Annotated in this window: 12 protein-coding genes; 11 read left to right on the forward strand and 1 reads right to left on the reverse strand. The window is 54.0% G+C overall.

The genetic code is table 11. From position 1 onward, the window contains the following. The 10 genes from AC559G_RS18550 to shiA form a co-directional block, all read left to right on the forward strand. Window positions 1–117, forward strand: a 117-nt coding sequence (locus AC559G_RS18550; RefSeq protein WP_076995039.1) for an EF-Tu C-terminal domain-related protein, incomplete at its 5' end; no start/stop codon positions are given. A gap of 385 nt (window positions 118–502) precedes the next feature. Beyond that, on the forward strand, window positions 503–886 hold the full coding sequence (gene secE / locus AC559G_RS18555) for a preprotein translocase subunit SecE (protein ID WP_095846272.1): 384 nt from the start codon (window positions 503–505) through the stop codon (window positions 884–886). Window position 887: 1 nt separating this feature from the next. Further along, window positions 888–1,433, forward strand: a complete 546-nt coding sequence (gene nusG, locus AC559G_RS18560) for a transcription termination/antitermination protein NusG (protein ID WP_004929914.1) — start codon at window positions 888–890, stop codon at window positions 1,431–1,433. 157 nt (window positions 1,434–1,590) lie between these two features. Then, on the forward strand, window positions 1,591–2,019 hold the full coding sequence (rplK, locus tag AC559G_RS18565; RefSeq protein ID WP_004929911.1) for a 50S ribosomal protein L11: 429 nt from the start codon (window positions 1,591–1,593) through the stop codon (window positions 2,017–2,019). Between the two features lie 3 nt (window positions 2,020–2,022). After that, window positions 2,023–2,727 (forward strand): 50S ribosomal protein L1, encoded by a 705-nt coding sequence (rplA, locus tag AC559G_RS18570; protein ID WP_498913789.1) that lies wholly within the window; start codon window positions 2,023–2,025, stop codon window positions 2,725–2,727. 331 nt (window positions 2,728–3,058) lie between these two features. Continuing rightward, on the forward strand, window positions 3,059–3,556 hold the full coding sequence (rplJ, locus tag AC559G_RS18575) for a 50S ribosomal protein L10 (protein ID WP_095846270.1): 498 nt from the start codon (window positions 3,059–3,061) through the stop codon (window positions 3,554–3,556). A 63-nt stretch (window positions 3,557–3,619) separates the two neighbouring features. Further along, window positions 3,620–3,985, forward strand: a complete 366-nt coding sequence (gene rplL, locus AC559G_RS18580; RefSeq protein WP_346083228.1) for a 50S ribosomal protein L7/L12 — start codon at window positions 3,620–3,622, stop codon at window positions 3,983–3,985. Between the two features lie 328 nt (window positions 3,986–4,313). After that, window positions 4,314–8,342: a DNA-directed RNA polymerase subunit beta gene (gene rpoB, locus AC559G_RS18585; RefSeq protein ID WP_438596793.1), complete on the forward strand. Its 4,029-nt coding sequence runs from the start codon at window positions 4,314–4,316 to the stop codon at window positions 8,340–8,342. 142 nt (window positions 8,343–8,484) lie between these two features. Further along, a complete protein-coding gene (rpoC, locus tag AC559G_RS18590; protein ID WP_498913792.1) occupies window positions 8,485–12,708 on the forward strand; it encodes a DNA-directed RNA polymerase subunit beta' in 4,224 nt (1,407 codons plus the stop codon). 108 nt (window positions 12,709–12,816) lie between these two features. Then, window positions 12,817–14,151 (forward strand): MFS transporter, encoded by a 1,335-nt coding sequence (gene shiA / locus AC559G_RS18595; protein WP_498913794.1) that lies wholly within the window; start codon window positions 12,817–12,819, stop codon window positions 14,149–14,151. A 78-nt stretch (window positions 14,152–14,229) separates the two neighbouring features. Here shiA and AC559G_RS18600 read toward each other — a convergent pair whose 3' ends face one another. Beyond that, the gene (locus AC559G_RS18600) at window positions 14,230–14,403 is read right to left on the reverse strand and encodes a DUF1127 domain-containing protein (RefSeq protein ID WP_498913795.1); all 174 of its coding nucleotides are present in this window, start codon (window positions 14,401–14,403) and stop codon (window positions 14,230–14,232) included. A 177-nt stretch (window positions 14,404–14,580) separates the two neighbouring features. On the opposite strand from AC559G_RS18600, the gene AC559G_RS18605 reads away from it, so the two are divergent. Further along, the gene (locus tag AC559G_RS18605; RefSeq protein WP_498913797.1) at window positions 14,581–16,011 is read left to right on the forward strand and encodes an aminotransferase-like domain-containing protein; all 1,431 of its coding nucleotides are present in this window, start codon (window positions 14,581–14,583) and stop codon (window positions 16,009–16,011) included. Window positions 16,012–16,050 lie beyond the last annotated feature (39 nt).

Consider the following 16,050-nt stretch of genomic DNA (forward strand, 5'->3'; position numbering starts at 1 on the left):
ATCAAAATGGTAGTGACCCTGATCCACCCAATCGCGATGGACGACGGTCTGCGTTTCGCTATCCGTGAAGGCGGCCGTACCGTAGGCGCGGGCGTTGTTGCTAAAGTTATCGCTTAATCGCTGATAACATTTGACGCGACACGCGGTAAAAGGGCATCATTTGATGCCCTTTTTCTACGCTGTGAATTAGAACCTATCTCATCAGCGATTTTGCAGTCATAATATACGCACAATAATTCAAGTTGTAGGAAGGCTGCGGTGCGGTAAATCCCCTCGAGTTTAGCCCCTAAGCGGGGTTGGGATAGGCGGCTAACCAAGCCAACGCACAGGCAACTTGAAGTATGATGGGTATAATCATTGGTGAGATGGGCTCTTAAACCGTATTGATTGAGATACGTCATAGCGTACACCGAGTGCTGTTCGATCAGCATCTGATCGGTTTGGTTTGCCTCGCATTGCGAGGCAAAGTTGTTTGTTCTGAATCATAGTGACAGGTTGGTTTATGAGTGCGAATACCGAGGCTCAAGGGAGCGGGCGCGGCTTAGAAGCGATTAAATGGCTGATCGTCTTTGTTTTGTTGGTCGTGGCTATCGGCGGTAACTACTATTACCGTGATTACAGTCTGCCATTACGTGCACTTGCTGTTGTGCTGGTTATCGCCATTGCGGGTGCCGTGGCATTGATCACGACAAAAGGCAAAGCAACCGTGGCGTTTGCGCGTGAAGCGCGCACTGAAGTGCGTAAAGTTATTTGGCCAACTCGTCAGGAAACGCTACACACCACGTTAATCGTTGCCGCGGTAACTGCCGTGATGTCACTGATTTTGTGGGGACTGGATGGCATTCTGGTCCGTCTGGTATCGTTTATTACTGGCCTGAGGTTCTAAGATGTCTGAAGCTCCAAAAAAACGTTGGTACGTCGTTCAGGCGTTTTCCGGTTTTGAAGGTCGCGTTGCCCAATCGCTGCGCGAGCATATCAAATTGCATGATATGGAAGAACTGTTCGGCGAAGTCATGGTGCCTACGGAAGAAGTGGTTGAGATCCGTGGCGGCCAGCGCCGTAAGAGCGAACGTAAATTCTTCCCAGGCTACGTGCTGGTGCAAATGGTCATGAATGATGCCAGTTGGCACCTGGTGCGCAGTGTGCCGCGCGTGATGGGCTTTATCGGTGGTACCTCCGATCGTCCGGCGCCAATCAGCGATAAAGAAGTCGACGCGATCATGAACCGCCTGCAGCAGGTTGGGGATAAACCGCGTCCGAAAACGCTGTTTGAACCGGGTGAACTGGTACGCGTTAACGATGGCCCATTTGCCGATTTCAACGGTGTGGTTGAAGAAGTTGACTACGAGAAGAGCCGTTTGAAAGTCTCGGTGTCTATTTTCGGCCGTGCAACGCCGGTCGAGCTAGACTTCAGCCAGGTTGAAAAAGGCTGATCGATTAACCAGCGATTGGTTTTGATCCGCAGCTTGCCAGAGGCGCGAAATTAAACTACAATTTCGCGCCTTTTGTTTTTAGATGTCCTGCTTTTGGGCGGGATGAAACACGGGGAGCCTCTGAACGAGGCGATACTACCCATACGAGGAAATTTCAATGGCCAAGAAAGTACAAGCCTACGTTAAGCTGCAGGTTGCAGCTGGTATGGCTAACCCGAGCCCGCCAGTCGGTCCTGCTCTGGGTCAGCAAGGTGTTAACATCATGGAATTCTGTAAAGCGTTCAATGCTAAGACTGACAGCATTGAAAAAGGCCTGCCGATCCCAGTTGTTATTACCGTTTATTCTGATCGCTCCTTCACCTTCGTTACCAAAACCCCGCCAGCAGCCGTTCTGCTGAAAAAAGCGGCTGGTATCAAGTCTGGTTCCGGTAAGCCGAACAAAGACAAAGTCGGTAAAGTGACCCGTGCTCAGGTACGTGAAATCGCAGAAACCAAAGCTGCGGACATGACTGGTTCTGACGTTGAAGCGATGACTCGCTCCATCGAAGGTACCGCTCGTTCCATGGGCCTGGTAGTGGAGGATTAAGAGATGGCTAAGCTGACCAAGCGCATGCGCGTGATCCGTGACAAAGTTGATGTTACTAAACAGTACGACATCACCGAAGCCGTTGCCCTGCTGAAAGAGCTGGCCACTGCGAAATTCGTAGAAAGCGTTGACGTTGCCGTTAACCTCGGTATCGATGCACGTAAATCTGACCAAAACGTTCGTGGCGCCACCGTGCTGCCACACGGTACTGGCCGTTCCGTTCGCGTTGCCGTATTTGCCCAGGGCCCTAACGCTGAAGCTGCTAAAGCAGCTGGCGCAGAGCTGGTAGGTATGGACGATCTGGCTGACCAGATCAAAAAAGGCGAAATGAACTTTGACGTTGTTATTGCCTCTCCGGATGCAATGCGCGTTGTTGGCCAACTGGGCCAGGTTCTGGGCCCACGTGGCCTGATGCCAAACCCGAAAGTGGGTACCGTTACGCCAAACGTTGCTGAAGCCGTTAAAAACGCTAAAGCAGGCCAGATCCGTTACCGTAACGACAAAAACGGCATCATCCATACCACTATCGGTAAGGTTGATTTCGACGCAGACAAGCTGAAAGAAAACCTGGAAGCTCTGCTGGTTGCGCTGAAAAAAGCAAAACCTGCACAGGCTAAAGGCGTTTATATCAAGAAAGTTAGCCTCTCCACCACCATGGGTGCTGGCGTTGCTATCGATCAGAGCGGCCTGACTGCTGTCGCAGTATAACTGCGAAAGGCGAGAAATCGCTTTGACTTGGGGTATAAATTCACCTAGAATCTTATCCCCCAAGGTTTTGCTAATAGCAAAACAACGAATTTTCGGTTGGAGCCTGGCCTAATCCAGGCCTCCGTCCAAGACCGCAGGTGTATCGCAAGGTACTTAATCTTCCTGCGTAGACGGTGACAGAGCCTAAAGAATTTTTTCTTTTTATAAAGAATTTGTCTTTGCTGGATTCTGCTCACCGTGTTAAGCCGCTCGGCGCTGCGTGTTTTCACAACGTGCCGGGTGAAGTGAGTTCCGGGGAGTGTTCCCCGGCTAATCCAGGAGCAAAAAGCTAATGGCATTAAATCTTCAAGACAAACAAGCGATTGTTGCTGAAGTCAACGAAGTAGCCAAAGGCGCGCTGTCTGCGGTTGTTGCGGATTCCCGCGGCGTTACCGTAGATAAAATGACTGAACTGCGTAAAGCAGGTCGTGAAGCTGGCGTTTACATGCGTGTTGTTCGTAACACCCTGCTGCGTCGCGTTGTTGAAGGCACTCCGTTCGAATGCCTGAAAGACACGTTTGTCGGTCCAACCTTGATTGCATTCTCTAACGAACACCCGGGCGCTGCTGCTCGTCTGTTCAAAGAGTTCGCGAAAGCGAATGCAAAATTTGAGGTTAAAGCTGCGGCCTTTGAAGGTGAGCTGATCCCTGCGGCGCAAATTGACCGCTTGGCAACGCTGCCAACTTACGAAGAAGCAATCGCACGCCTGATGTCGACCATGAAAGAAGCCGCTGCCGGCAAACTGGTTCGTACTCTGGCTGCTGTGCGCGATCAGAAAGAAGCAGCCTAAGCCGCTCTTTCTTAGCCTTTGCTAACGTATTCAAACTATTTCTGAATTTTAGGAACAATTGTTATGTCTATCACTAAAGACCAAATCCTGGAAGCAGTTGCTGCTATGTCCGTAATGGACGTTGTTGAACTGGTTTCCGCTATGGAAGAAAAATTCGGTGTTTCTGCTGCTGCCGCTGTAGCTGTTGCTGCTGGCCCTGCTGAAGCTGCTGAAGAAAAAACTGAGTTCGACGTTGTACTGAAAGCTATCGGCGGTAACAAAGTAGCCGTGATCAAAGCAGTACGTGGTGCAACCGGTCTGGGCCTGAAAGAAGCTAAAGACCTGGTTGAATCTGCTCCAGCCGCTCTGAAAGAAGGCGTGAGCAAAGACGACGCTGAAGCTCTGAAGAAAGCACTGGAAGAAGCTGGCGCTGAAGTTGAAGTTAAATAAGCCAACTTTCCAGGTTGCAGCCTAAGCAATTAGGCTGATGGCTGGTGACTTTTTGGTCACCAGCCTTTTTGCGCTGTAGGGTGCCAGTAGGGTTTCACACTGTTTGACTACTGGTTTCCCCCCAATATTTTTTTCTATCGACGACTTAATATACTGCGTGCTCTGCGCTCCAGGAGTTCTGGGGGGAGGCGCAATGAAATGGTTTAAGAGTGATAGAAAGAGATATTGCGGAAAGTGTCCCCACTTTCCGGTCGACAAAATAGTGTTGCATGAACTGTCCCAATCGGACGGACAGAGTGGGTCACTGATCAGCGAGCTGAGGAACCCTATGGTTTACTCCTATACCGAGAAAAAACGCATTCGTAAGGATTTTGGCAAACGTCCACAAGTGTTGGATGTGCCATATCTCCTTTCTATCCAGCTTGACTCGTTCCAGAAGTTTATCGAGCAAGATCCAGAAGGGCAGTACGGCCTTGAAGCCGCATTCCGTTCTGTTTTCCCTATCCAGAGCTACAGTGGCAATTCGGAGCTGCAATACGTTAGCTACCGTCTTGGTGAGCCGGTGTTCGACGTCAAAGAGTGCCAGATTCGTGGTGTGACGTTCTCAGCGCCGCTGCGCGTCAAGCTGCGCCTGGTTATCTATGAACGAGAAGCACCAGAAGGTACGGTCAAAGACATCAAGGAACAAGAAGTCTATATGGGCGAAATTCCGCTCATGACCGAGAACGGCACCTTTGTGATCAACGGTACTGAGAGGGTTATCGTATCTCAGCTGCACCGTAGTCCTGGCGTGTTCTTTGATAGCGATAAGGGCAAAACCCACTCCTCGGGTAAAGTGCTGTATAACGCACGTATCATTCCTTACCGTGGTTCCTGGCTGGATTTCGAGTTTGACCCGAAAGACAACCTGTTCGTGCGTATCGACCGTCGTCGCAAACTGCCGGCGACCATCATTCTGCGCGCGCTGAACTACACCACAGAACAGATCCTCGACCTGTTCTTTGAGAAAGTGGTTTTCGAGATCCGTGACAACAAACTGCAGATGGAACTGGTGCCAGACCGTCTGCGTGGCGAGACTGCCTCCTTCGACATCGAAGCCAACGGTAAGATCTACGTTGAGAAAGGCCGCCGCATCACGGCTCGTCATATTCGTCAGTTGGAAAAAGACGAAATTCAGAGCATTGAAGTACCGGTGGAATACATCGCGGGCAAAGTGGTCGCGAAGGATTACATCGATACCAATACCGGCGAACTGATCTGCGCGGCCAACATGGAGCTGTCGCTGGATCTGCTGGCCAAGCTGAGCCAGTCCGGCCACAAACGTATTGAAACGCTGTTCACCAACGATCTGGACCACGGCGCGTACATTTCTGAAACCCTGCGTGTCGATCCAACCAGCGATCGTCTGAGCGCGCTGGTAGAAATTTACCGCATGATGCGCCCTGGTGAGCCGCCAACTCGCGAAGCGGCGGAAAGCCTGTTCGAGAACCTGTTCTTCTCTGAAGACCGCTACGATCTGTCTGCGGTTGGCCGTATGAAGTTCAACCGTTCTCTGCTGCGTGACGAGATCGAAGGTTCGGGTATCCTGAGCAACGACGACATCATCGAAGTGATGAAGAAGCTCATCGATATCCGTAACGGTAAAGGCGAAGTGGACGATATCGACCACCTCGGCAACCGTCGTATCCGTTCCGTCGGCGAAATGGCCGAAAACCAGTTCCGCGTCGGTCTGGTGCGCGTTGAGCGTGCGGTGAAAGAGCGTCTGTCCCTGGGCGATCTGGACACCCTGATGCCACAGGACATGATCAACGCCAAGCCGATTTCGGCGGCGGTGAAAGAGTTCTTTGGTTCCAGCCAGCTGTCTCAGTTCATGGACCAGAACAACCCATTGTCCGAGATTACGCACAAACGCCGTATCTCCGCATTGGGCCCAGGCGGCTTGACCCGTGAACGTGCCGGCTTTGAAGTTCGAGACGTACACCCGACCCACTACGGCCGCGTGTGTCCAATCGAAACGCCGGAAGGCCCGAACATCGGTCTGATCAACTCCCTGTCTGTGTACGCACAGACCAACGAATATGGTTTCCTGGAAACCCCATACCGCCGCGTGCGCGATGGCGTTGTAACGGATGAGATCAACTACCTGTCTGCTATTGAAGAAGGCAACTTCGTTATCGCCCAGGCGAACTCCAACCTGGATGAAGAAGGCCGCTTCGTAGAAGATCTGGTTACCTGTCGTAACAAAGGCGAGTCCAGCCTGTTCAGCCGCGATCAGGTTGACTATATGGACGTTTCCACCCAGCAGGTGGTTTCCGTTGGTGCTTCACTGATTCCATTCTTGGAGCACGATGACGCCAACCGTGCATTGATGGGTGCGAACATGCAACGTCAGGCCGTGCCGACTCTGCGTGCTGACAAGCCGCTGGTAGGTACCGGTATGGAACGTGCAGTAGCGGTTGACTCCGGCGTGACCGCCGTGGCCAAACGCGGCGGCGTGATCCAGTACGTGGATGCTTCCCGTATCGTTATCAAAGTTAACGAAGACGAGATGTACCCGGGCGAAGCGGGTATCGACATCTACAACCTGACCAAATACACCCGTTCTAACCAGAACACCTGTATCAACCAGATGCCATGCGTATCGCTGGGCGAGCCGGTTGAACGTGGCGATGTGCTGGCAGACGGCCCGTCCACCGATTTGGGTGAACTGGCGCTGGGCCAGAACATGCGCGTGGCGTTCATGCCGTGGAACGGCTATAACTTCGAAGACTCCATCTTGGTCTCCGAGCGTGTGGTTCAGGAAGATCGCTTCACCACCATCCACATTCAGGAACTGGCGTGTGTGTCCCGTGACACCAAGCTGGGGCCGGAAGAGATCACCGCTGACATTCCAAACGTGGGTGAAGCGGCACTCTCGAAACTGGATGAATCCGGCATCGTGTATATCGGTGCGGAAGTGACTGGTGGCGATATTCTGGTCGGTAAAGTGACGCCAAAAGGCGAAACCCAACTGACCCCAGAAGAGAAGCTGCTGCGTGCGATCTTCGGTGAGAAGGCTTCTGACGTTAAGGACTCTTCTCTGCGTGTGCCAAACAGCGTTTCCGGTACGGTTATCGACGTGCAGGTCTTCACCCGTGACGGTGTGGAAAAAGACAAGCGTGCGTTGGAAATCGAAGATATGCAGCTCAAGCAGGCGAAAAAAGACCTGACTGAAGAACTGCAGATCCTGGAAGCCGGCTTGTTCGCACGTATCCATGCGGTGCTGGTCGCCGGTGGCGTTGAAGCTGAGAAGCTGAGCAAACTGCCACGCGATCGCTGGCTGGAACTGGGCCTGACTGATGAAGAAAAGCAAAACCAGCTGGAACAGCTGGCGGAGCAGTACGACGAGCTGAAATCCGATTTCGAGAAGAAACTGGAAGCCAAGCGTCGTAAGATCACTCAGGGCGACGATCTGGCGCCAGGCGTGCTGAAAATCGTCAAGGTGTATCTGGCCGTTAAACGTCAGATCCAACCGGGTGATAAAATGGCAGGCCGCCACGGTAACAAGGGTGTTATCTCCAAGATCAACCCGATTGAAGATATGCCTTACGATGAAAACGGCACGCCGGTTGACATCGTACTGAACCCGCTGGGCGTACCATCACGTATGAACATCGGTCAGATCCTGGAAACCCACCTGGGTATGGCTGCCAAAGGCATCGGTGAGAAAATCAACGCCATGCTCAAGCAGCAGCAGGAAGTGGCCAAGCTGCGTGAGTTTATCCAGAAAGCTTACGATCTGGGCGACAACACGCGCCAGAAGGTTGATCTGAACACCTTCTCTGACGAAGAAGTGCTGCGTCTGGCAGAGAACCTGAAAAAAGGTATGCCGATCGCCACGCCAGTGTTTGATGGTGCCAAAGAGCAGGAAATCAAAGCACTGCTGGAAATGGGCGGTATCCCGACGTCAGGGCAGATTACGTTGTTCGATGGCCGCACCGGCGAACAGTTCGAGCGCCAGGTCACCGTTGGCTACATGTACATGCTGAAACTGAACCACTTGGTTGACGACAAAATGCATGCGCGTTCAACCGGTTCTTACAGCCTGGTTACTCAACAGCCGCTGGGTGGTAAAGCTCAGTTTGGTGGTCAACGCTTCGGTGAGATGGAAGTGTGGGCGCTGGAAGCCTATGGCGCCGCGTACACGCTGCAAGAAATGCTCACCGTTAAGTCGGATGACGTTAACGGCCGTACCAAGATGTATAAAAACATCGTGGATGGCGACCACCGTATGGAACCTGGCATGCCGGAATCCTTCAACGTACTGTTGAAAGAAATCCGCTCGCTGGGCATCAACATCGAACTGGAAGACGAGTAATCGGCTTGCAGGCTCTGGCTCCCCGCCTAGGGAGCCAGAGGGTGGTTGTTCAGGTCACACGGGTGCATATTTATCCCCAGAGTCCGCAAGATGAAGGGTATAGCGTGCACCCAACAGGTTTAACTCCGACAGGAGCCAATCCGTGAAAGACTTATTGAAGTTTCTGAAAGCGCAAACTAAGACCGAAGAGTTTGATGCGATCAAGATTGCTCTGGCATCGCCAGACATGATCCGTTCATGGTCGTTCGGTGAAGTTAAGAAGCCGGAAACCATTAACTACCGTACGTTCAAACCAGAACGTGACGGCCTGTTTTGCGCCCGTATCTTTGGGCCAGTAAAAGACTACGAGTGCCTGTGCGGTAAGTACAAGCGCTTGAAACACCGTGGCGTCATCTGTGAGAAGTGCGGCGTTGAAGTGACCCAAACCAAAGTGCGCCGTGAGCGCATGGGCCACATCGAACTGGCTTCCCCGACTGCGCACATCTGGTTCCTGAAATCGCTGCCATCCCGCATCGGTTTGCTGCTGGATATGCCGCTGCGTGACATCGAACGCGTGCTGTACTTCGAATCCTACGTGGTGGTTGAAGGCGGTATGACCAACCTGGAGCGCCGTCAGATCCTGACCGAAGAGCAGTATCTGGACGCACTGGAAGAGTTCGGTGATGAATTCGACGCCAAGATGGGCGCAGAAGCTATTCAGGCCCTGTTGAAAAACATGGATCTGGAAGCCGAGTGCGAACAGCTGCGCGAAGAGCTGAACGAAACCAACTCTGAAACCAAGCGTAAGAAGCTGACCAAGCGTATCAAGCTGCTGGAAGCGTTCGTTCAATCTGGCAACAAGCCGGAATGGATGATCCTGACCGTGCTGCCGGTACTGCCGCCGGATCTGCGCCCGCTGGTTCCGTTGGACGGCGGCCGTTTCGCGACTTCAGATCTGAACGATCTGTATCGCCGCGTGATCAACCGTAACAACCGTCTGAAACGCCTGTTGGATCTGGCTGCGCCGGACATCATCGTGCGCAACGAAAAGCGTATGCTGCAAGAAGCGGTAGATGCGCTGCTGGATAACGGCCGCCGCGGCCGTGCGATCACCGGTTCCAACAAACGTCCTCTGAAATCTTTGGCCGACATGATCAAAGGTAAGCAGGGCCGTTTCCGTCAGAACCTGCTGGGTAAACGCGTCGACTACTCTGGCCGTTCCGTTATCACCGTGGGCCCATACCTGCGTCTGCATCAGTGTGGCCTGCCGAAGAAAATGGCGCTGGAACTGTTCAAACCGTTCATCTACGGCAAGCTTGAGCTGCGTGGGCTGGCCACCACCATCAAAGCCGCTAAGAAAATGGTTGAGCGTGAAGAAGCCGTCGTTTGGGATATCCTGGACGAAGTGATCCGCGAACACCCGGTCATGCTGAACCGTGCGCCAACCCTGCACCGTTTGGGTATCCAGGCGTTCGAACCGGTTCTGATCGAAGGTAAAGCCATCCAGCTGCACCCGCTGGTTTGTGCGGCATACAACGCCGACTTCGATGGTGACCAGATGGCAGTACACGTTCCGCTGACGCTGGAAGCCCAGTTGGAAGCGCGTGCGTTGATGATGTCTACCAATAACATCCTGTCCCCAGCGAACGGCGAGCCAATCATCGTTCCTTCTCAGGACGTTGTTTTGGGTCTGTATTACATGACCCGCGACTGTGTTAACGCCAAGGGCGAAGGCATGGTGCTGACTGGCTCGAAAGAAGCCGAGCGCGTTTACCGTGCCGGCCAGGCCTCCCTGCATGCGCGCGTTAAAGTGCGTATCACTGAAGAAGTGAAAAATGCAGAAGGCGAGTGGAGCTCAAAAACCAGCATCATCGACACCACTATCGGCCGCGCCATCCTGTGGATGATCGTACCGAAAGGTCTGCCGTTCTCGATCGTTAACCAGCCGCTGGGCAAAAAAGCGATCTCCAAGATGCTGAACACTTGTTACCGCATCCTGGGCCTGAAGCCGACCGTTATCTTTGCTGACCAGATCATGTACACCGGTTTTGCTTACGCAGCCCGTTCAGGTGCTTCCGTAGGTATCGATGACATGGTTATCCCGGCTAAGAAAGCAGAGATCATCGAAGAAGCGGAAACCGAAGTTGCCGAAATCCAGGAGCAGTTCCAGTCTGGTTTGGTTACCGCCGGCGAACGTTACAACAAAGTGATCGATATCTGGGCGGCAGCAAACGAACGCGTTGCTAAAGCGATGATGGAAAACCTGTCGGTTGAAGACGTGGTTAACCGTGACGGCGTTGTGGAACAGCAAGTTTCCTTCAACAGCATCTTTATGATGGCCGACTCCGGTGCGCGTGGTTCCGCCGCTCAGATTCGTCAGTTGGCCGGTATGCGTGGCCTGATGGCGAAGCCGGATGGCTCGATCATTGAAACGCCAATCACCGCGAACTTCCGTGAAGGTTTGAACGTACTCCAGTACTTCATCTCAACCCACGGTGCGCGTAAAGGTTTGGCGGATACCGCACTGAAAACGGCAAACTCCGGTTATCTGACCCGTCGTCTGGTTGACGTGGCGCAGGATCTGGTGGTGACCGAAGATGACTGTGGTACCCACAACGGTATCCTGATGACCCCAGTCATCGAAGGCGGCGACGTTAAAGAGCCGCTGCGTGAACGTGTACTGGGCCGTGTGACCGCTGAAGAAGTCTTGAAGCCGGGTACGGCGGATATTCTGGTGCCGCGCAACACGCTGCTGAACGAAAAATGGTGTGATCTGTTAGAAGAGAACTCCGTTGATAGCGTTAAAGTGCGCTCGGTTGTTAGCTGTGAAACCGACTTTGGCGTGTGTGCACACTGCTACGGTCGTGACCTGGCACGTGGCCATCTGGTCAACAAGGGCGAAGCTATCGGCGTTATCGCAGCGCAGTCCATCGGTGAGCCGGGTACTCAGTTGACCATGCGTACCTTCCACATCGGTGGTGCGGCATCGCGTGCTGCGGCTGAATCCAGCATCCAGGTGAGAAACAAAGGGAGCATCCGCCTGAGCAATGCCAAGTTCGTTGTGAACACGGCAGGCAAACTGGTGATCACTTCCCGTAACACCGAACTGAAACTGATCGACGAATTCGGCCGTACCAAAGAAAGTTACAAAGTGCCTTACGGCGCGGTGATGGGCAAAGGTGACGGTGCAGAAGTTAACGGCGGCGAAACCGTTGCTAACTGGGATCCGCATACCATGCCGGTTATCAGTGAAGTGAGCGGCTTCATCCGCTTCGCCGACATGGTCGACGGCCAGACCATTACTCGCCAGACTGACGAACTGACCGGTTTGTCTTCGCTGGTGGTACTGGATAGCGCGGAACGTACCGGTAGCGGTAAAGACCTGCGTCCGGCGCTGAAAATCGTTGACGCTAACGGCGACGACGTACTGATCCCAGGCACCGATATGGCTGCTCAGTACTTCCTGCCGGGTAAATCGATTGTCCAGTTGGAAGATGGTATTCAGATCAACGCAGGTGACACCCTGGCGCGTATTCCACAAGAATCCGGCGGTACCAAGGACATCACCGGTGGTCTGCCGCGCGTTGCGGATCTGTTCGAAGCGCGTCGTCCGAAAGAGCCTGCCATCCTGGCTGAAATCAGCGGTGTCATCTCTTTCGGTAAAGAAACCAAGGGTAAACGTCGCCTGGTTATCACCCCGCTCGACGGCAGCGATGCCTACGAAGAGATGATTCCGAAATGGCGTCAGCTCAACGTGTTCGAAGGTGAACGTGTGGAACGCGGTGACGTGGTTTCCGATGGTCCAGAGTCCCCGCACGACATTCTGCGTCTGCGTGGCGTGCATGCGGTTACGCGTTATATCACCAACGAAGTGCAGGAAGTTTACCGTCTGCAAGGCGTTAAGATTAACGATAAGCACATTGAAGTTATCGTTCGTCAGATGTTGCGTAAAGGCACCATCGTTAGCGCCGGCGGCACTGAGTTCCTGGAAGGCGAGCAGGCTGAAGTTTCACGCGTTAAGATTGCCAACCGTCAGTTGGAAGCTGAAGGCAAATTGCCGGCAACCTTTAGCCGCGATCTGCTGGGTATCACCAAGGCATCCTTGGCGACCGAGTCCTTCATTTCTGCGGCATCGTTCCAGGAAACGACGCGCGTTCTCACCGAAGCGGCGGTTGCCGGTAAACGTGATGAACTGCGCGGCCTGAAAGAAAACGTCATCGTGGGCCGCCTGATCCCGGCGGGTACCGGTTACGCTTATCATCAGGATCGCATGCGCCGTCGTGCTCAGGGCGAGACGCCAGTAGCTCCGCAAGTGAGCGCGGAAGAAGCAACGGCTAACCTGGCCGAGCTGTTAAATGCCGGCTTGGGCAACAGCGACGACGAATAATCGTCCTGTTTCCTGTTAAAACCGCCCGGCTGGGCGGTCAGGTAGCGAAAGCCCCGGTCATTAAGGTCGGGGCTTTTTTTTTAAAAGAACAGACATGATGGGACAGGCATGGAAACGTCAACAACGGCGGTATGTTCGCCCGCTGACAGTAAAGCCTCTGTGATAACGCAGTCCCGGGCACGCCGAGCGGCCTGGGGCAGTTTTGTTGGGGCGGTTGTCGATTGGTACGATTTCTTACTCTATGGCATTGTTGCCGCTCTGGTATTTAACACCGAGTTTTTCCCTCAAGTCAGCCCGACGATGGGGACGTTGGCGGCGTTTGGCACCTTTGGCGTGGGCTTCTTGTTCCGGCCGCTGGGCGGAATGGTGTTCGGCCACTTTGGCGATCGGCTCGGGCGCAAGCGCATGCTGATGATCACCGTCTGGTTGATGGGCATTTCAACTGCGCTGATCGGCCTGTTGCCCACCTTTGACGCGATCGGCTGGTGGGCGCCGGTGCTGTTGGTGCTGCTGCGCGCCGTCCAGGGCTTTGCCGTTGGCGGTGAATGGGGCGGAGCCGCTCTGCTGGCGGTGGAATGCGCGCCGAAAAAGAAAAAAGCCTTTTACAGCAGTGGGGTGCAGGTGGGCTATGGGGTGGGTTTGCTGCTGGCGACCGGCTCCGTTTCGCTGGTGAGCCTGTATACCACTAACGAGGATTTTATCGCCTGGGGCTGGCGTTTGCCGTTCCTGCTGAGCGTGGTGCTGGTGGCGTTCGCCTGGTGGATCCGCTCGCGGATGGACGAATCGCAAGAGTTCGAAGCCAATAAAGTGTTGCAGGCAAGAACCAACAAAATCCGTTCTTTCCCAATCGTTGAGGCGCTGCGCCGCCATCCGAAGGCGTTTTTGTTGATTATTGCGTTGCGGTTGGGTGAGCTGTTGACGATGTATATCGTGACGGCGTTTGCGCTGAATTATTCCACCACCTATCTGGGGATGTCGCGCGAATTCTTCCTCAACATCAGCTTGCTGGTTGGCGGCATTAGCTGCATTGCCATCCCGTGCTTTGCCCGGTTGGCCGATAACTTCGGGCGGCGCCGTATTTATGTCACCGGCGCGCTGTTCGGCGCCCTGAGCGCCTTCCCGTTCTTTATCGCGTTGGAAGCGCAAAACTCGCTGTGGATCCTGTTCTTCGCCATCATGTTGGCCAACGTGGCGCACGATATGATTGTCAGCGTGCAACAGCCGATGTTTACTGAGCTTTTCGGCACCGCCTATCGTTACAGCGGCGCCGGGGTGGGGTATCAGGTTGCCAGCGTTGTCGGCGGCGGCTTTACGCCGTTTATCGCCGTGTTGCTGGTTGAGCTGGCCGGCGGCTCCTGGCACGCCGTGGCAATCTACCTGGCGGTGGGTTGCCTGATATCGGCGGTCGTCGGTTCACGCATGAAGCCGCAGCACCTTGATTAAAACGTTTAATGCACGTCATGCCGGTTTTGCCGGGATGGCGTGCCGCTAGCGCAGATCAAGGCGCTTAGCCCTTTCCCATCATAAGCGGTTCACATCATCCCGGCTTAGGCCAATATCCTTCAGCCTGTCGTCATTCATTGCCTTGAGGATCTTTTTGGTTTTTGCCCGATCCCGCCAGGCGCGCCATTTCCGATGGATAAAAGTCAGCACTGCGTATCCAGGTTGTAACCGTTGTTTGTTTTGCTGTTCCATCGAATATTCCCCCTTGGTTATTGCACCTGTCTAGGATGCAGGGAGAATCTGTTCTAATATAGCTGCAGAAAATGATTACTTTTAACATACAGATTGCCTGTCAGCGCATCTGAATGGTCCTTTTTAACCCTATCTGTACTGGTTTTCCTGTTACTCGTATTCAATCGGGGGATACTGATGACGCGCTACCAACACCTTGCCGCCTTATTGCAACAACGTATTGAACACGGCCTATACCAGTGCGGCGAGCGTTTGCCGTCTGTTCGTGCCTTGAGCGAAGAGCATGGCGTGAGCCTCAGCACGGTTCAGCAGGCTTATCATCTGTTGGAAGCCCGGCGGTTGATCATTCCGCAGCCGCGCTCGGGGTACTATGTTGCGCCGCGTAAAGCAGCGCCGCCGATACCTGGGCTGACGCGCCCGGCTCAGCGGCCGGTAGAGATCAGCCAGTGGGAATCGGTGCTGGATTTGTTCAATAACTGCCCGGAAAACAGTGAGTTTAACTTTGGCGGCGGTACGCCGGACATTGACCAATCCTCACTGGCCCCGTTATGGAAATCGCTCACCCGTCTATGCCAACGTCAGGATCCGCGGGTGATGGGTTACGGCAATATGTTCGGCGCGGCCGAGTTGCGTGAACAAGTGGCGCGTTTGACGCTGGACAGCGGCTGCCGGCTTACCCAGGACGATATCGTCATCACCACCGGCTGCCAGGAAGCGCTGTTTACCGCTATCCGGGCGGTGTGCCAACCCGGCGATATCGTGGCGGTGGAATCGCCCACCTTTCCCGGCACCATGCAGATTCTGCGCGGATTAGGGATTAAGGCGATTGAAATCCCGACCTGTGCCGTTACCGGTATTAGCCTTGACGCGCTGGAGCTGGCGCTGGAACAATGGCCGGTTAAAGCTGTACTGATGGTACCGACCTGCAATAATCCGCTGGGATTCACGATGCCCGATAAGTATAAGAAGGCGTTGATCGTGCTGGCCCAGCGTTTCGATCTCGCCATTATTGAAGACGACGCCTATGGTGAGCTGGCCTATGAATATCCTCGGCCAAGGACCATTAAATCTTTTGATGAAGATGGCCGGGTATTATTGTGCAGCTCCTTTTCCAAAAGTATCGCTCCCGGTTTGCGAGTCGGCTGGATCGCCCCGGGCCGCTATCTGGAACGGGTGTTGCACACCAAATACATCAGCACCGGCTATACGGTGACCCATACGCAGTTGGCGGTGGCCGAGTTTATTCGCCAGGGCGATTACCAACCGCATCTGCGGCGCATGCGTATGCAATACAAAAGCAATCTGGAGGTGTTTACCTGCTGGGTGCGTCATTACTTCCCAAGTGAAATATGCGTTAGCCGCCCGCAAGGGGGGTTCCTGGTATGGATTGAACTGCCGGAATCGTTTGATACGCTGCGCCTCAACCGTGAGGTGAGTGCCGCCGGCATCAAGATTGCGGCCGGATCGCTGTTCTCGGCATCGGGTAAGTACCGCAATTGCCTGCGGTTGAATTATGCACGGCCATTTACCGAAGAGGTGGAGAAGGGGCTGCGGTTGTTGGGTGAAAGCGCCAGCCGCCTGCTGGAAGAGGCGGCCGCGGTCAAATAATGGTGGGTGCCAATATGGGCCGGGTGCTGCACCCATATT

Source organism: Gibbsiella greigii, from assembly GCF_039540155.1.
Lineage (GTDB): Bacteria > Pseudomonadota > Gammaproteobacteria > Enterobacterales > Enterobacteriaceae > Gibbsiella > Gibbsiella quercinecans.

Excerpts from the sequence above, each read along its gene's own strand:
- secE (WP_095846272.1), top strand. The coding sequence starts at position 503 with ATGAGTGCGAATACCGAGGCTCAAGGGAGCGGGCGCGGCTTAGAAGCG.
- nusG (WP_004929914.1), top strand. The coding sequence starts at position 888 with ATGTCTGAAGCTCCAAAAAAACGTTGGTACGTCGTTCAGGCGTTTTCC.
- rplK (WP_004929911.1), top strand. The coding sequence starts at position 1,591 with ATGGCCAAGAAAGTACAAGCCTACGTTAAGCTGCAGGTTGCAGCTGGT.
- rplA (WP_498913789.1), top strand. The coding sequence starts at position 2,023 with ATGGCTAAGCTGACCAAGCGCATGCGCGTGATCCGTGACAAAGTTGAT.
- rplJ (WP_095846270.1), top strand. The coding sequence starts at position 3,059 with ATGGCATTAAATCTTCAAGACAAACAAGCGATTGTTGCTGAAGTCAAC.
- rplL (WP_346083228.1), top strand. The coding sequence starts at position 3,620 with ATGTCTATCACTAAAGACCAAATCCTGGAAGCAGTTGCTGCTATGTCC.
- rpoB (WP_438596793.1), top strand. The coding sequence starts at position 4,314 with ATGGTTTACTCCTATACCGAGAAAAAACGCATTCGTAAGGATTTTGGC.
- shiA (WP_498913794.1), top strand. The coding sequence starts at position 12,817 with ATGGAAACGTCAACAACGGCGGTATGTTCGCCCGCTGACAGTAAAGCC.
- AC559G_RS18600 (WP_498913795.1), bottom strand. The coding sequence starts at position 14,403 with ATGGAACAGCAAAACAAACAACGGTTACAACCTGGATACGCAGTGCTG.
- AC559G_RS18605 (WP_498913797.1), top strand. The coding sequence starts at position 14,581 with ATGACGCGCTACCAACACCTTGCCGCCTTATTGCAACAACGTATTGAA.